The 12,869-nt window shown below is 64.5% G+C and carries 15 protein-coding genes and 1 tRNA gene; 7 read left to right on the top strand and 9 right to left on the bottom strand.

All coding sequences use genetic code 11. From position 1 onward, the window contains the following. Nucleotides 1-27: 27 nt before the first annotated feature. Nucleotides 28-1,854 (top strand): translational GTPase TypA, encoded by a 1,827-nt coding sequence (gene typA, locus RMO89_RS17010; RefSeq protein ID WP_310534625.1) that lies wholly within the window; start codon nucleotides 28-30, stop codon nucleotides 1,852-1,854. 92 nt (nucleotides 1,855-1,946) lie between these two features. Here typA and RMO89_RS17005 read toward each other — a convergent pair whose 3' ends face one another. Both RMO89_RS17005 and RMO89_RS17000 read right to left on the bottom strand, forming a co-directional pair. Beyond that, complete coding sequence (locus RMO89_RS17005) at nucleotides 1,947-2,786, bottom strand: outer membrane beta-barrel protein (RefSeq protein ID WP_310534624.1); 840 nt, start codon at nucleotides 2,784-2,786, stop codon at nucleotides 1,947-1,949. A 124-nt stretch (nucleotides 2,787-2,910) separates the two neighbouring features. Continuing rightward, nucleotides 2,911-4,860, bottom strand: coding sequence for a hypothetical protein (locus RMO89_RS17000; RefSeq protein ID WP_310534623.1), 1,950 nt, complete (start codon nucleotides 4,858-4,860; stop codon nucleotides 2,911-2,913). Between the two features lie 136 nt (nucleotides 4,861-4,996). On the opposite strand from RMO89_RS17000, the gene RMO89_RS16995 reads away from it, so the two are divergent. Together RMO89_RS16995 and RMO89_RS16990 are read left to right on the top strand one after the other, a co-directional pair. Further along, complete coding sequence (locus tag RMO89_RS16995) at nucleotides 4,997-5,281, top strand: antibiotic biosynthesis monooxygenase family protein (protein ID WP_310534622.1); 285 nt, start codon at nucleotides 4,997-4,999, stop codon at nucleotides 5,279-5,281. A 47-nt stretch (nucleotides 5,282-5,328) separates the two neighbouring features. Next, the gene (locus tag RMO89_RS16990) at nucleotides 5,329-6,498 is read left to right on the top strand and encodes a glycosyltransferase family 1 protein (RefSeq protein WP_310534621.1); all 1,170 of its coding nucleotides are present in this window, start codon (nucleotides 5,329-5,331) and stop codon (nucleotides 6,496-6,498) included. Nucleotide 6,499: 1 nt separating this feature from the next. On the opposite strand, the gene RMO89_RS16985 is transcribed toward RMO89_RS16990, so the two are convergent. Further along, entirely contained in the window at nucleotides 6,500-6,910 is a 411-nt protein-coding gene (locus RMO89_RS16985; RefSeq protein WP_310534620.1) for a hypothetical protein, read from the bottom strand. An 88-nt stretch (nucleotides 6,911-6,998) separates the two neighbouring features. Here RMO89_RS16985 and RMO89_RS16980 point away from each other — a divergent pair, with 88 nt between their 5' ends. From RMO89_RS16980 to RMO89_RS16965, 4 genes are all read left to right on the top strand, one after another. Then, entirely contained in the window at nucleotides 6,999-8,321 is a 1,323-nt protein-coding gene (locus tag RMO89_RS16980; protein WP_310534619.1) for a replication-associated recombination protein A, read from the top strand. Beyond that, the gene (locus RMO89_RS16975; RefSeq protein ID WP_310534618.1) at nucleotides 8,318-9,841 is read left to right on the top strand and encodes a M28 family peptidase; all 1,524 of its coding nucleotides are present in this window, start codon (nucleotides 8,318-8,320) and stop codon (nucleotides 9,839-9,841) included. The genes RMO89_RS16980 and RMO89_RS16975 overlap by 4 nt, the downstream gene beginning before the upstream one ends. Before the next feature lie 7 nt (nucleotides 9,842-9,848). Further along, nucleotides 9,849-10,718 (top strand): hypothetical protein, encoded by an 870-nt coding sequence (locus RMO89_RS16970; protein WP_310534617.1) that lies wholly within the window; start codon nucleotides 9,849-9,851, stop codon nucleotides 10,716-10,718. Nucleotides 10,719-10,748: 30 nt separating this feature from the next. Continuing rightward, nucleotides 10,749-10,816: transfer RNA gene (locus RMO89_RS16965), tRNA-Thr, on the top strand. Nucleotides 10,817-10,955: 139 nt separating this feature from the next. Here RMO89_RS16965 and RMO89_RS16960 read toward each other — a convergent pair. The 6 genes from RMO89_RS16960 to RMO89_RS16935 form a co-directional block, all read right to left on the bottom strand. Further along, the gene (locus tag RMO89_RS16960; RefSeq protein ID WP_310534615.1) at nucleotides 10,956-11,171 is read right to left on the bottom strand and encodes a hypothetical protein; all 216 of its coding nucleotides are present in this window, start codon (nucleotides 11,169-11,171) and stop codon (nucleotides 10,956-10,958) included. A gap of 2 nt (nucleotides 11,172-11,173) precedes the next feature. Then, a complete protein-coding gene (locus tag RMO89_RS16955) occupies nucleotides 11,174-11,542 on the bottom strand; it encodes a lipoprotein (RefSeq protein ID WP_310534613.1) in 369 nt (122 codons plus the stop codon). Next, nucleotides 11,539-11,841: a hypothetical protein gene (locus RMO89_RS16950; protein WP_310534612.1), complete on the bottom strand. Its 303-nt coding sequence runs from the start codon at nucleotides 11,839-11,841 to the stop codon at nucleotides 11,539-11,541. Before RMO89_RS16950 ends, RMO89_RS16955 begins: the two co-directional genes overlap by 4 nt. After that, on the bottom strand, nucleotides 11,838-12,287 hold the full coding sequence (locus tag RMO89_RS16945; RefSeq protein WP_310534611.1) for a D-Ala-D-Ala carboxypeptidase family metallohydrolase: 450 nt from the start codon (nucleotides 12,285-12,287) through the stop codon (nucleotides 11,838-11,840). Before RMO89_RS16945 ends, RMO89_RS16950 begins: the two co-directional genes overlap by 4 nt. A gap of 9 nt (nucleotides 12,288-12,296) precedes the next feature. Then, entirely contained in the window at nucleotides 12,297-12,647 is a 351-nt protein-coding gene (locus RMO89_RS16940; RefSeq protein ID WP_310534610.1) for a hypothetical protein, read from the bottom strand. Then, a partial coding sequence (locus tag RMO89_RS16935; protein ID WP_310534608.1) for a hypothetical protein occupies nucleotides 12,647-12,869 on the bottom strand: 223 nt, incomplete at its 5' end. The genes RMO89_RS16940 and RMO89_RS16935, both read right to left, overlap by 1 nt.

Here is a 12,869-nt window from a genome sequence, read left to right as displayed (position 1 = left end):
CTGTCCAAAGCTCCCGGAAAGTTCGTAATGTCCGCCAATCAGCGCAATATCGCCATTATCGCCCACGTCGACCACGGCAAGACCACGCTTGTCGACCAGCTCTTCCGCCAGTCCGGCACCTTCCGCGACAACCAGCGGATCGAGGAGCGGGCGATGGATTCGAACGACCTCGAAAAAGAGCGCGGGATCACCATTCTCGCCAAGTGCACCTCGGTCGAATGGAACGGCACGCACATCAACATCGTCGATACGCCCGGCCACGCCGACTTCGGCGGCGAGGTTGAGCGCATCCTGTCGATGGTCGACGGCGTGATCCTGCTGGTTGACAGCTCGGAAGGCGCCATGCCGCAGACCAAGTTCGTCACCGGCAAGGCGCTGGCGCTGGGCCTGCGCCCGATCGTCGTGGTGAACAAAGTCGACCGTCCGGATGAACGCATCCAGGAAGTGCTCGACGAAGTGTTCGATCTGTTCGTCAGCCTCGACGCGACGGACGAGCAGTGCGATTTCCCCGTGCTTTACGCCTCGGGCCGCAACGGCTATTGCAACGAAGACCCGAACTTGCGCGAAGGCACGCTGACGCCGATGTTTGAAACCATCGTTCGCCACGTCCCTGCCCCTGAGGCCGATTTCGACGGCCCGTTCAAGTTCCTCGTCACCCTGCTCGATCGTGACAACTTCCTCGGCCGCGTGCTGACCGGCAAGGTCCAGTCGGGTACGGTCAAGGTCAACCAGCCAATCCACGCGCTCGATAACGACGGCAAGATCGTCGAGACCGGCCGAGCTTCCAAGCTGCTCGCCTTCCGCGGGCTGGAGCGCGTTCCCGTAGAAGAGGCCCGCGCCGGTGACATCATCTCGATCGCCGGCCTGACCGAAGCGACCGTTTCGAACACGATCTGCGACCCTTCGGTCACCGAACCACTCCACGCCCAGCCGATCGACCCGCCGACGCTGTCGATGCGGTTTGCGGTGAACGATTCGCCGATGGCCGGCCGTGAAGGCTCCAAGGTCACCAGCCGCATGATCCGCGATCGCCTTGAGCGCGAAGGGGAATCGAATGTCGCGATCAAGATTACCGAATCTGCCGATAAGGACAGCTTCGAAGTCGCCGGCCGCGGCGAATTGCAGCTTGGCGTGCTGATCGAAACGATGCGCCGCGAAGGCTTCGAGCTCGGTATCAGCCGTCCGCGCGTGCTTTACGGCGAAGACGAAAACGGCAAGCAGACCGAGCCTTACGAAACCGTCATGATCGACGTTGACGATGAACACGCCGGCACCGTTGTCGAGAAGATGGCGACTCGCAAGGGCGAGATGACCGACATGCGCCCCTCGGGCGGCGGCAAGACCCGCATCACCTTCTCAGCCCCGTCGCGCGGCCTGATCGGCTACCACGGCGAGTTCCTTTCGGACACGCGCGGCACCGGCATCATGAACCGCCTGTTCGAGAAGTACGGTCCCTACAAGGGCCGCATCGAAGGCCGCAAGAACGGTGTGCTGATCTCCAACGGCGCGGGCGAGGCAAACGCCTATGCCCTCGGCCCATTGGAAGAGCGCGGCATCCTGTTCGTCGGCGTCGGCACCCCGCTGTACGAAGGCATGATCATCGGCGAAAACGCCAAGCCGGATGACCTTGAAGTCAACCCGATGAAGTCGAAGCAGCTGACCAACTTCCGCGTCTCGGGCAAGGACGACGCCATCCGCCTCACCCCGCCCAAGATCATGACGCTGGAACAGGCGATTGCCTATATCGATGAAGACGAAATGGTCGAAGTGACGCCCAAGTCGATCCGCCTGCGCAAGGCGCTGCTCGACCCGAACGAGCGCAAGAAGGCCGGCCGCAAGAAGCAGGCTGCCTGATTTCAGCGCAGCCCTTTCGGGCCTGACATGAAAAAAGGGCGGCTCCTTTGCGGGAGCCGCCCTTTTTCTTTGCCTGAAGTTTCGCGGTCAGATCAGAACCGGAAGCTCATAGACGCGCGAAGGCTATGATAGTCGTAGCGCGTTTCAGAGGGGCGCATGTTCACGCCGCCAGCCAGAACGAAGGGATTCGTCGGGCCTGCCGTGCCGTTGCCGACTGCGACATAGTAATCGCCGTCGTCATAGCGGTTGTAGAGGTATTCGATGCCGAGCGAGAGATTGCGCGACAGCAGCACTTCCGCGCCGCCGCCGGCCTGCCAGCCCCAAACCATCTTGCCATCGTTGACCGGCGAGAACGAATTCGCCGTATTGGTGGTCGAGAAGGTGTGGTCGATTTTGGCGTAGGAACCGCCGCCGGTCACATAGAACAGGCCGCCGCCGCCGCCCGGGGTAATGCCAAGACGCGCACGCGCCGACACGGCATAGTCCAGTTCGCGGTCGAAGCTGTAGCCGGCCGGGGTGGTGCTGAAGGCCGAAGAACCGTCACGCGCAGAAGACTTGGCACCTTCAACGAGCAGGCCGGCAACCAGGTTGCTGCCCATGCGGGCATCGTAACCCATGCGCACCGAGTATTCGAGGCCGTTCTCATCCTTGCGGCAGCCGCCCGGCGCATTGGCCGTGCTGAATCCGTTGCAGAAGCCCGGCGAAAACGCGTTGCCGCCCGTCGAAGTCAGCACGTTCTGGTCAAAGGTGCCATCGCGGTTGGTATCGAACACGACAGTGCTGGCACCGTCATTCTTCTGGGCAGTTGTACCGATGGTTCCACCTATGTAGAAGCCGTTGAAATCGTTTGAACGATCTTCATCCTGGGCGGAGGCAGCCGTGGTCAGGCCGAGGGCCGCAGTGGCGACCAACAGCGTCGAAATCATCTTCATTTTCATATCCTTGTGAAATTCTGCACATCAGCGACAATGTGAGACCACAAGACGTTCGAGCTACCGGATGGTTCCGCTGCAATTCGGAAATGCGGTGGATCGAGCGCTTCGGGACGACAACACGTCAGAAATCGGCGGCAACCGTGAACGTGAACCGGCGGTGTTCCTCGGGCTGGAGCGTGTTGCTGGTGATGACTTTCCAGCCGGTGCGATTGAACACGTTCTGCAACTGCATTCGCGCGCTGGCTGGCATATCGCCAAACTTGAAACGGTGGCGCAGGCCTAGGTCGAGCGCAACGTAGGCGTCCAGCATGGCTTGCCGGCCGCCCAGCGCCGCCACCGGCGCGGAACCCATCGCGCGCGGGCCAGTGGCGAGCAGCGTGACCGTCGGGGTCAGGCCGCCGAGGATGTTGGTGCGGTATTGCAGGTCGATGCGGGTGTAAAAATCCGGAATGCCCCCCGGCCTTTTGCCGACCAGACCACTTGTCCGCCCCGGGCCGCTGACTTCAGGCTTCATCAGCACGGCACCGGCGAGCACGGTCAGCCGGTCAAAGTGGCCGGCGAATGAAAGTTCCGCACCGCGATATTGCGCCTCGCCCAGTTCAGCGTAACGGCCACCGGCATCAAAAGTGAAATAGGGCCGCCGTATCTGGAAGGCGGACAGCACCAGCTGGTTTCCCTTGCCCAGCCCGATCCGCACCCCGCCTTCGTACTGGGTGGACTGCGTGGTGGGGAGCTGCTCGCTGCGGTTGACCGCATTTTCGGGCGCGGCGCCGCTGTCTTCGAGGCCCTTCTGGGTGCCGGCGAACAGTTCGACGTGAGCTGCAAGGTTGATGGCGGCAGTGGCGTTGTAAAGCCACGCATCGCTGGCGCTGGCAGTGACGATGCCGGTGCGGGCATCGCGGAAGGTTGCGCGGTAGCGGGCGCGCTGGATGCCAAGGTTGATGCTGCCCACACCCGCAAGCTTGGCCTGATAGCCCAGCAGTACGGCGCGCTGGCTGACGCGCCCGACATTGACCGGACCGTACGAGAACGTTGGCTCGGCCTCCTGATCATCGCCGTAGAGGTCCATCAGCCCGAAATCGCGCAGGTCTGATCCGCCCGATTCCGTGTAGCGCTTTCGCGCCCGGAATCCCGCGATCAGCCGGTGTTGCAAGGCCTTCGGCCCGCCCAGCTTCCACGCCAGCTGCGCTTCGCCGCTCCACGAATGGACGTCCTGCTGCGGATCGGAAACCAGCCGGTGGCGCACGGTTGATCCGGGGCCGGTGAAGCTGAAGAACTCGGAATAGTTATGCTTGCGCGAAAGGGCCGAGCGGAACACGCCGCCGCGCAGGGCCAGCCGGCTGGTGATCGGCGCGCGCACTGTCAAGCCGGCATTGCTCTGGTAGATGCGCCCGCGCGCCCAGTCCTGCCCAAGGTAATGACCCAGCTTGGGCTGCGGCGGCACGATATCGCCCTGCGTGAGGAAGAAGGGCCGCGACTGCACGTCATAAAGCAGGGTTCCAGCATAAAACGGGCTGATCTCTAACCCCTTGCCCACGCGCAGGACCGGCCGGATGGCAATCGCCGCGCTGGGCATCACGCCGCCATCGCCGGTCACGGTGCGGGCATAGCCCAGACCGATGCTCGAACTGAGCAGGCCGGGAACGATCGGCACCTGCATGTCGAGTTCGGCAAGCACGCCGGTATATTGCAACCGGGTAAGTGAGATGCTGCCGACAAACGCATCCCCGGCAGAGCGCAGCTTGCTGTCAACGATCCCGGTTGGCGCGGCGAAGGGGTAGTCGATCCCCGCGATGCCGACGCGGATGCCATAGGATGCGCGCGTCCTGCCCGAGAGGCTGGCGACCGGATCGAAATAGATTCCGTCAATCCGCGCATTGCCGGCCTTCAGCGGACTGAGCCCGCGCGTATCGTTTTCGTTGTAGATACCCGTAGCTTCGGTCCCGACCTGGGTGCCAAAGGCGTCGTCGCTGCTCGCCGCAGCATTCTCTGTCGAACGCTGGGCAAGCGCCGGAGTCGCGGCAAGTCCGATCGTGGCTCCAAGGGCAAAGGCAGTTGTAAAGCGGGGCATCGGTTCTCCTGACAACCTTCCTAAGCTGGGTTAGCTATCCGGGGCAATCGCCGGCTTAGCGCCCGAGCGATGGTCGCCCCCTTGCCAGCTGACCATGCCGCGTTGATGGTCAGGTGATACGCATCAGGAGCCTGCCATGATCACCGAAATCGCCACCGTCACCATCGCTACCGGCCAGGAAGAAGCGTTCGAAGCCGCCATGCGGCACGGCGGCGTCGGGCATCTTTCGGGCTGCCCGGGCGTGAGCAAGGTGTCATTCGGGCGCGGCGTGGAAGATCCCTCAAAGTTCGCTTTCGTGGTTGAATGGGACTCGCTCGAAGCCCACGGCGAGGCGCGCAATACCGATGCCTTCGCCGCCTTTCGCGCCAGCATGGGCGCGATGACCGTGGGCGGAACGATGGAGCACTTCGCCCTGTCCTGACGGCGCCCCCTCGCCATAATGTCCACAAGCCGCTAAAGGCGCTGCCCATGGCGAACCCTGAGGCACCTCTGGCTGACCTGCGCATCGCGTTGTTCAGCGGCAATTACAACTATGTCCGCGATGGTGCGAACCAGGCGCTGAACCGGCTGGTCGGCTACCTGCTGCGGCAGGGCGCGCAGGTGCGAGTTTATTCGCCAACCGTTCCCGAGCCCGCGTTCCCGGCCACCGGTGATCTGGTTTCGGTGCCGTCGATCGCCTTTCCGGGGCGCGGAGAATACCGTTTTCCGCTCGCTCTCAGCCCGCGCCTGCGCTCCGATCTCGCCGCCTTTGCGCCCAACATCGTCCACATCGCCTCGCCCGATATCGTCGCGCACCGCGCGGTGACCTGGGCGCGGCATCGCAAGCTGCCGGTGCTGGCATCGGTCCACACCCGCTTCGAAACCTATTTCCGCTATTACAACATGGCCTGGTTCGAACCGGCAGTCGAAGCCATGCTGCGCCGGCTCTACCGCCGCTGCGACGCGCTGGTTGCCCCGTCGGAATCGATGGCGCAAGTGCTGCGCGACCAGCGGATGAACTACGATATCGACATCTGGTCACGCGGAGTTGACCGCGATCTGTTCAATCCGGGCCTGCGCTCGCTCGAATGGCGCCGCAGTCTGGGCATCGGCGATGAAGAGATTGTAGTCGGCTTCCACAGCCGTCTGGTGATGGAAAAAGGGCTCGACGTGTTCTCCGACACGATCGACGAACTGCGCCGGCGCGGCGTTTTCCACCGCACGCTGATCGTCGGCGATGGCCCGGCGCGCGAATGGCTGGAAGACCGGCTGCCGGACGCCATTTTTGCCGGCTTTATGGGCGGTCAGGACCTCGGCAAGGCAGTCGCCTCGATGGACGTGCTGTTCTTCCCCTCGACCACCGAGACCTTTGGCAATGTCACGCTGGAAGCGATGGCCTGCAATCTGCCAGTCGTCGCAGCGGCAGCTACCGGCAGCGAAAGCCTGGTTGCGGACAACAAGTCTGGTCGGCTAATCCCGCCCGGCGCAATCACCCAGTTCGCCGATGCCATCGTCACCTATCTGGACGATGCAGACCTGCGCGCAAAGCACGGCGCCGCGGGCGAACGGCGCGCCCGCGACTTCTCATGGGACCGGATCAATCAGGCCGTGGCGGATACCTATCTGCGGCTGATCCGCCAGCGCGCGAAGAAGCGCTGACCTACTTGAGGATGCCCTGCGCAGCGGCGCGGCGGCTGTACCACCAGAGCAGCAGGATGCCGGCGAGGATCATCGCAGGTTCTGCCGGACCCAGCACGCCAGCCAAAAACTGACCAAGGTAGCTCACGAGCGCACCGACCAGCGAAACAAGGAACGCGGTGGGTGCATGGCGCGAACGCAGCAGCATCAGTACCGAGCCAGCAAGCGATCCCCAGACGCCAAGACCATAGCCGATGTTCGCCCACAGCGGCATGCTCGCCACGTAATCTCGGATTTCCTGCGGCGCATTTACCAGCATCACATCCGGATTAAGCCGCGTCTGAATGTACAGATATGCGCCGATGCAGTTCCACAGAAGTCCGAGTATAGCCACGACCCAATAGATCGTCGGTGCCTTGGTGCCATTCGTCATGCCCCATCTCCCCCGTTTTTGATGGCACAATGCTATGCCTGAACGAGGGGCGATGCAATCCGCCGTCGAACCGGCTAGGACGAGGGTGATGGCTGACCTTTTCGCAGACGAATCCCCGCAGCAAAACCGCGACGAACCGCGCGACGACGCGCCGCTCGCTGACAAGCTGCGCCCGCGCGCATTGGACGAGGTGATAGGGCAGGAACACCTGACCGGCCCGGAAGGGGCGATCGGGCGGATGGTCGCCGCCAGCCGCCTGTCGAGCATGATCCTCTGGGGTCCGCCCGGCACCGGCAAGACCAGCATCGCCCGCCTGCTCGCCGATGCCGTTGGCATGCGCTTCATTTCGGTGAGCGCGGTGTTTTCGGGCGTGGCGGACCTCAAGAAGGCCTTCGCCGAAGCGGAAACCGCCGCCAAGATGGGCCAGCGAACCCTGCTGTTCGTCGACGAGATTCACCGCTTCAACCGCGCGCAGCAGGATGGCTTCCTGCCGTTTGTCGAGCGCGGTACGGTCACGCTGGTCGGCGCGACGACCGAAAATCCCAGCTTCGCGCTCAACGCCGCGCTGCTCTCCCGCGCGCAGGTCCTGATCCTCCACCGGCTTGACGCCCGCGCGCTCGATACCCTGCTGGCGCGCGGCGAGGAGTTGGAAGGCCCCCTGCCCCTCACCACCGAAGCGCGCGATGCGCTGGTGGCGAGCGCGGACGGCGACGGGCGCTTCCTGCTCAATCAGGCGGAAACGCTCTACAATGCGAAGATACCGGAACCGCTCGATCCTGCTGCGCTCGGCAAGTTCCTCCAGCGCCGGGTCGCGGTCTATGACAAGGACCGCGACGGGCATTACAACCTCATTTCCGCCCTGCACAAAAGCCTGCGCGGGTCGGACCCCCAGGCCGCGCTCTACTACATGGCGCGGATGCTCACGGCGGGCGAGGAGCCGCTCTACGTGCTGCGCCGGCTGGTGCGCTTCGCCAGCGAAGACGTCGGCCTCGCCGATCCGCAGGCGCTGGTCCAGTGCCTCGCTGCCAAGGACGCCTACGAATTTCTCGGCAGTCCTGAGGGCGAACTGGCGATCGTGCAGGCCTGCCTCTACCTCGCCACCGCGCCCAAATCGAACGCGGCTTATGCCGCCCAGAAAGCCGTCTGGAAAAGCGCGCGAGAGACGGGTTCGCTCAGCCCGCCGGCCAACATCCTCAACGCCCCGACCAAGCTGATGAAGGACATCGGTTACGGCGCAGGATATGCCTATGACCACGAGGCGGAGGACGGCTTTTCCGGCGCCGATTACTGGCCCGAGGGCATGGAGCCGCAGGAATATTACCGCCCGGTCGAGCGCGGTTTCGAACGCGAAGTCGCCAAGCGGATGGAATGGTGGGACAAGAAGCGCCGCGAGCGCCGGGGGGACGAATGAACAGGTCACTAGCGAAACAAGCGTTCGTTGCCGCCTCGTTCCTGGCCGCAACCAGCGGACCGGCGCTGGCGCAAGGCAAGCCGCCCGCAGGCCCCCAGGATGCCGATACACGTGCCTGGTGGGCGTTCACCGGGGAACTGTCCGGCGATGCCATGCAGGGCCGCGACACCGGAAGCGCAGCCTACGAACGGTCGGCGGCGCTCGTTGCCAATCGCCTGAAAGCGGCGGGCCTGAAGCCGCTTGGCACCAACGGATGGCTTCAGCCGGTCGGGGTTGACGAACTGGCCGTCACCAAGGCCAGCGCCCGGATGGGCCGCACCAGCCTGCGCTTCCTCGCAGATTTCACCGTCTCCCCGCGCCGGGGAATGCCCGCGCAGATCGTGGCTCCCCTCGCCTATCGCGGCTATTGCGGCGCGGAGGAACTTGGCGACGTGGCGGGCCGGCTGGTGATTTGCCATGGCACCCGAAAGAGCGGCCTGACCACCCCAGCCGCCCGCGAAGCCGCTGTTCGCAAGGCAGGCGCGACCGGCATGTTTGAAGTCGCTGATCCGGGTTTCACCATCGAGCCGCCGCGCTGGCCCTTCGCCTATGCGCGCAGCTTCGCGCTCGCCGGACAACTTCCTGCGGCAGACAGCTTCGTCAAATTGACCCTGCGAGCTGAGGTGCTGGGTTCGCTGATACCGGGCGGCGCAAAGCTGGTTGCAGCCGGCGCGGCAGGCCGGCCGCTTCCCTCGCGCGATGCGAAACTGCCCCTCGAACTGACCTTCGCCACGGCAGAGCGGCGCGTCACTTCGTCCAATGTCGTCGGCGTGCTGCCGGGCACCGATCCCGCGCTTGCCGACCAGGCCATCGTGCTGACCGCGCACCTTGATGGCTATGGACACGGCTATCCGGTCAAGGGCGATGACCTCTACAACGGCACGCTCGACGATGCCGCCTATGTCGCGCTGATCGTCCGCCTCATGGAACGGCAAAAGGGCAAGGGCTTCGCCCGTCCGGTGATCGCGCTGCTGGTAACGGGTGAGGAGAAGGGCCTGCTCGGGTCCAAATACTGGGTCACCAATCCGACATGGCCATTGCCGCGCATTGCCGCCAACATCAATCTTGATCAGCTCCGCCCGATCTTTCCGCTGCGCCGCCTGACGGTCCATGCCCGCACCGATTCGACGCTGGGCGACGATGTCGAGGCGGTTGCCCGCTCAATGGGCATCGTTACACAGGATGACCCTGAGCCCGAACGCAGCCTGCTGCGCCGCACCGATCACTGGAACTTCATCCTCGCAGGCATTCCAGCAACGAATTTTGTGTTCGGCTATGAACCGGGAAGCCCGAGCGAGGCCGTGTACCGCCAATGGTACCGCACCGGCTATCACCGCCCGCAGGATAACATGACGCAAGCGATCGACTGGCAGGCGGCGGCGGATTTCAACCGTTTCTTCTATACGTTGGTCGAACGGGTAGCGAACCAGCCGAAGGCCCCCGCGTGGAAGCCGGGTTCGTCGCTGAGGCCCAAGCCATAGCCTCTGCGTGACTCCGCCCCGCTTCCACCATTTCGCCGCCATCGACTGGTCAGGCGCGGCGGGCGAACGGCACAAGGGCATCGCGCTTGCCCTGTGCAGCGAAGGCGATGCGGCTCCTCGGATCGTGCGGCCCGGTCATCGCTGGTCGCGGACGGAAGTGGCGGACTGGCTGGCCGATGACATGCCGCAAGACACGCTGGCCGGGCTGGACCTCGGCATGTCGCTGCCGCACGCCGACCGGGGCGCGTTCTTCCCAGCATGGGACGAAAGCCCCGCCGATGCGCGCGACTTGTGGGCGGCGGTCGAGCGGATTTGCGCCGGCGACCCACACCTGTCCGTCTCCAGCTTTGTCGATCACGCCGAGGCCAGCCGCCACTTCCGCCGCCACGGCGGGCGCGAGGGAGACTGCTTTGGAGGTGGTCGCGGGCGCTTCCGCCAGTCCGAACGGGCGCAGGAGCGCATGGGCTGCCGGCCCTATTCGAACTTCAACCTCGTCGGCGCGGCGCAAGTGGGAAAGTCGAGTCTGACAGGCATGCGGATGCTCCATCGGCTCTCGCCGCGCCTGCCGGTCTGGCCGGTCGATCCGCTGCCTGGCGAAGGCTCGGTCGTGGTGGAAATCTACACGACAATCGCCGCCATGCAGGCCGGCCGTCCGCCGAGCCGCTCAAAGATGCGCAGTTATGAGGACCTAAATGCCGCATTGACGGCGCTCGGCAGCCAGCCGGTAGAGGCGAGCGGCATAGTCGACGATCACACCAGCGACGCGATCTTGACTTCGGCCTGGCTGCGGACGTCCGCGCACCGCCCCGAACTGTGGAACCCGCCCGGCCTTGGCGAAGTCTCGCAAACCGAGGGCTGGACCTTTGGCGCGGTCTGAGGCTATGGGCGTGGGCATTGGCGGGCCGGCTTAGCTCAGTTGGTAGAGCACCTGATTTGTAATCAGTGACATTGGCGGAAAACCGCCATTAAACCCCAAAAATCCGGGCGAGTTGGAAGGATTTCAGCTTGCCATGTTGGAAGGGTTTGACCCGCCAGACAAGAGAAGGGCGACCCTGCGGCCGCCCTTCGATATGCCAAATTCTGCCCGGAAAGGCACCCTGCAGCGCGAAGGCGCTTATGCGCGGCCCATCGCTGCCAGCAGCTTTTCCTGATAGCGCTTGTGGCCTGCGTCGTTCTCGGCCTGAATGTCGGCCAGCGCCGCCTTGGCGGTGTCCTGGTCGGCGGGATCGAGCAGCGCGCTCGCCTCGAGGAACCAGTCGACGAATTCATGCCCACGCGCGAGCACCGGGCCGACAACTGGCAGCAGCTTGAGAAGGTTGGTCAGGTTCATCGTCAGGTTCCTTTCCTTGTCGCCGCGACAACTTCGGCGATCACCGCCCGCGCCTGGATCAGCGCCTGCGTATAGGTTTCGGCATTGCCGGCGCGATAGGCTGCGCGCACCGCCAGCACGGCCGAATAGGCGCGCATGTCGATATCGGCGAGGCGGCGCGCGGTGTCGCCCTTGATCAGCCCGGCATCGAGCGCCGTCTCGCCGGCGAGCCGCGTCGCCTTGTACGCCAGCTCGACCGCGAGCGCGGCCTGTTCATCGAGCACCGTGCGGTTGGCCAGCTCGGCCGGCGGCGGCGGGGCCGATGCCACGCTGCCGAAGCTGCAGCCGGCCAGCGCCAGAGTGGCGACCAGCGCCAACAGGATCCTTTTCATTTCGCTTCCCCTTCAGGACTTGCCGGTGCGGGCGGCTGTTCATTGGCACGGCGCAGGCCCGCGTCCGCAGCTTTGCGGCCCGATGGCGACGAACCAAATTCGAAATTGACGACGGTCGAACCCCAGCCAAGGACCACGCCAAGCGCCAGCAGCAGCGGCTCGCGGTTGCCGCTAGGCACTTCCGTGATGTAGAGCAGGCCCAGCCCGGCAATGCCGGCAACCAGCGCCAGCAGGCCGACCAGTCCGCGAAAGCGCGCGCCGTCACGCGGAGGGGCCGCGTCCAGCTTGTCGCCGCTCATGCCACCAGTCCGGGCAGATAGACGGTCTTGCCGCCGCGCTTCACTGCACTGATTACTTGGTTGCGCAGCGGTCCATTCCGCCAGCTGCAATGCACCCAGCCCGACGGGCCGAACTCATAGATCAGCTGGTCGAACTTGAGGTTGCGCATGATCCACTGGCACACATCGATGTTGGCCTCGCCGATCACTTCGAAGTCGCTGGCCTCGGCCTTGCAATGCTGGCTTGTCGCCGAACCGCCGACCGCGACATTGACGCGCGGCGATCGGTAACCGCTGAACACGTGCACCGGCTTGCCATAGTGCGCCCGCACCGGCTCGAGCACGTGCTCGCAGACCGCGCGCATCGATGGCACCAGCGCCTCGGGCAGCACGTTCGGGATCCCCTTGCGCACCGCCGCCTGCGATCGGGTCATTTCCTCGAGAGTGAAGTGCTCGCTCAGTTGCATGTCTCGCTCCTATTTTTCCATGTCGCCCAGCTCGGCGACCAGGCGCTCGAGCTCGGGGTTCGTCGCCGCCGGCGGCAGGGTCTTGAGATCGTCGAGCAGCTTCTTGGCGCGCGTCATTGTGCGGTTCGGCTTTTCGCCGGTGAACCGCGCCAGCTCCTGCCAGAGCAGCTCGATCACCGTCACGTGGACCTGCCGGCGCTCGTTGCTCACCGCTTCACGCGCCTCGCAGATCCGCATCTTCCCCTCGAGCAGCTTGAAGCGCCTCTCGACCTTGCGCCAGATCCAGCCGATCCCGACACCCACCGGCACGATCACGCCGCCGCTGCCCACGATCGCTGAAACCAACTCCTCTGAAATCATCACAATATTCCCCCGATATCGCTCCACACGGCATTCGCCTTGTCGGCCTCGAAAAACACCAGCGTCTCGCGCGCGGCGAAGGCCACGGCAGAAAAGCCCCACGTCGCATCGGTCAGGCTCTTGGCCTCATCCATCAGGTTCTGGATGAAGTAGACGTTGCCGACCCCGTCGACATCGCGCACCGCGCCCTGGAACGGCCCTGGCAGGTACGTCGCGCTCGGC

Origin of the sequence: Novosphingobium sp., from assembly GCF_031424035.1 — a bacterium.
GTDB lineage: Bacteria > Pseudomonadota > Alphaproteobacteria > Sphingomonadales > Sphingomonadaceae > Novosphingobium.
Note: the sequence above shows the minus strand (reverse complement) of the source record. Positions and strands in the feature narration are given on the sequence as shown.

Excerpts from the sequence above, each read along its gene's own strand:
- typA (WP_310534625.1), top strand. The coding sequence starts at position 28 with ATGTCCGCCAATCAGCGCAATATCGCCATTATCGCCCACGTCGACCAC.
- RMO89_RS17005 (WP_310534624.1), bottom strand. The coding sequence starts at position 2,786 with ATGAAGATGATTTCGACGCTGTTGGTCGCCACTGCGGCCCTCGGCCTG.
- RMO89_RS17000 (WP_310534623.1), bottom strand. The coding sequence starts at position 4,860 with ATGCCCCGCTTTACAACTGCCTTTGCCCTTGGAGCCACGATCGGACTT.
- RMO89_RS16995 (WP_310534622.1), top strand. The coding sequence starts at position 4,997 with ATGATCACCGAAATCGCCACCGTCACCATCGCTACCGGCCAGGAAGAA.
- RMO89_RS16990 (WP_310534621.1), top strand. The coding sequence starts at position 5,329 with ATGGCGAACCCTGAGGCACCTCTGGCTGACCTGCGCATCGCGTTGTTC.
- RMO89_RS16985 (WP_310534620.1), bottom strand. The coding sequence starts at position 6,910 with ATGACGAATGGCACCAAGGCACCGACGATCTATTGGGTCGTGGCTATA.
- RMO89_RS16980 (WP_310534619.1), top strand. The coding sequence starts at position 6,999 with ATGGCTGACCTTTTCGCAGACGAATCCCCGCAGCAAAACCGCGACGAA.
- RMO89_RS16975 (WP_310534618.1), top strand. The coding sequence starts at position 8,318 with ATGAACAGGTCACTAGCGAAACAAGCGTTCGTTGCCGCCTCGTTCCTG.
- RMO89_RS16960 (WP_310534615.1), bottom strand. The coding sequence starts at position 11,171 with ATGAACCTGACCAACCTTCTCAAGCTGCTGCCAGTTGTCGGCCCGGTG.
- RMO89_RS16955 (WP_310534613.1), bottom strand. The coding sequence starts at position 11,542 with ATGAAAAGGATCCTGTTGGCGCTGGTCGCCACTCTGGCGCTGGCCGGC.
- RMO89_RS16950 (WP_310534612.1), bottom strand. The coding sequence starts at position 11,841 with ATGAGCGGCGACAAGCTGGACGCGGCCCCTCCGCGTGACGGCGCGCGC.
- RMO89_RS16945 (WP_310534611.1), bottom strand. The coding sequence starts at position 12,287 with ATGCAACTGAGCGAGCACTTCACTCTCGAGGAAATGACCCGATCGCAG.
- RMO89_RS16940 (WP_310534610.1), bottom strand. The coding sequence starts at position 12,647 with ATGATTTCAGAGGAGTTGGTTTCAGCGATCGTGGGCAGCGGCGGCGTG.